General features: G+C 63.6%; 2 protein-coding genes. Both read left to right on the top strand.

Annotated elements, in window-relative coordinates:
• Positions 1-2 precede the first annotated feature (2 nt).
• Positions 3-161 (top strand): hypothetical protein, encoded by a 159-nt coding sequence (locus U1872_RS22920; RefSeq protein WP_443025441.1) that lies wholly within the window; start codon positions 3-5, stop codon positions 159-161.
• A gap of 166 nt (positions 162-327) precedes the next feature.
• On the top strand, positions 328-1434 hold a 1107-nt coding region (locus tag U1872_RS22290), incomplete at its 3' end, for a transposase (RefSeq protein ID WP_332795055.1).

The raw sequence follows: 1434 nt of genomic DNA, 5'->3' as shown, positions 1-1434 counted from the left end.
TTGTGTGGAAAGCGCGATTGCCCGCAGGCGCGCAGGCGACCCCGATGACCTATCGAGGGCGTGACGGGAGACAGTATGTGGTCATCACCGCAGGCGGGCATGGTGCGCTTGGGACGCGCTATGGGGATTACACTCTGGCCTACGCCCTACCAAGACGCTGACGGCCGTTGGCGGGCCAGCGTCTTGAACGTCCGACAATCTTTCAGGCAGGCATATTCCTAACGGAGTCGGAGTGTCACAACCGGAACGAGACTGTTGAAAAACGGCTGGTTGCGACAGTGACGAAGACGTGATTCACTCCTGGAAAGGCGTCAGGGGTTTACGAGCATGATGGGTCGACAGGTGACGCAAGGCGCGCTGTTCTACGGGTTCCGGCTCGACGATCATGTGCCTGCCAGTCACCTGCTCCGACGCATCGACGGGCTGCTCGACTTCGGCTTCGTGCGCGAGGCGTTGGCGGCGAGCTACAGCACGAGCGGACGGCCCTCGATTGATCCGGAGCTGATGCTCAGGATGCTGCTGGTCGGCTACCTGTTCGGCATCCGCTCGGAACGCCGCCTGTGCGAGGAGGTGCATCTCAACCTCGCCTATCGTTGGTTCTGCCGGCTCGATCTGGCCGACCGGGTGCCCGACCATTCCACCTTCTCCAAGAACCGGCACGGCCGCTTCCGCGCCTGCGACCTGCATCGCCTGTTGTTCGAGCAGGTAGTCGCAAAGTGCGCCGCGGCCGGGCTAGTAGCTGGGCGGGACGTGGCGGTGGACGGCAGCACGATCATGGCCGACGCCAGCCGCGAGAAGAAGCTAAAGGGGGCAGATGCTGCGGACGAGCTTCGTGCCAGGGAAAGCGTATCACGGCCCGTCGCCGAGTATCTGGCAGCGCTCGATACCGCGTTGCCGCCAGATCCCGATGAACCGGCGCCTGTCGATCCTGCGAGCATCTCGCCGACCGACCCGCAGGCGGCCCTTACCTGCAAGCATGGGCCGGCGCGCTACGCATACGCCATCAACCCGCTGCTAGACCTAGAGACCGACTGCATCCTTGATGTGGAGGCAACGCCGGCGCGCTTCTCGTCAGAGGTTGCGGCGACCCGAACGCTGGTTTCACGTGCTGGCACCAGCCTGGGCATCGCGCTCGAAAGCCTCGCGGCCGACAAGGCGTATGGCAGTGGCCCACTGCTCGGCTGGCTGCTCAAGCGGAATATTACGCCGTACATTCCGGTTATCGACCGCAGCCGCCAGCGCGACGCCTTTTTAACCCGCGATTCCTTCTACTACGATCGCGAAGCCGACGCCTATCGCTGTCCGGCGGGCAAGCAGCTCAGCTACTGCGGCACCAGGCGCGCCAGTCAGGTCCGCGTCTATCGAAGCCATGTCGCCGATTGTGCTGGTTGCGAACTGAAATCCCAATGCACCATCGGCCGGAAACGCAGCATC

The sequence above is a fragment of the Parasphingomonas frigoris genome, from assembly GCF_036663815.1.
Lineage (GTDB): Bacteria > Pseudomonadota > Alphaproteobacteria > Sphingomonadales > Sphingomonadaceae > Sphingomonas.
The sequence above is the reverse complement of the archived record's forward strand: the minus strand, read 5'-3'. Positions and strand labels throughout refer to the sequence as shown.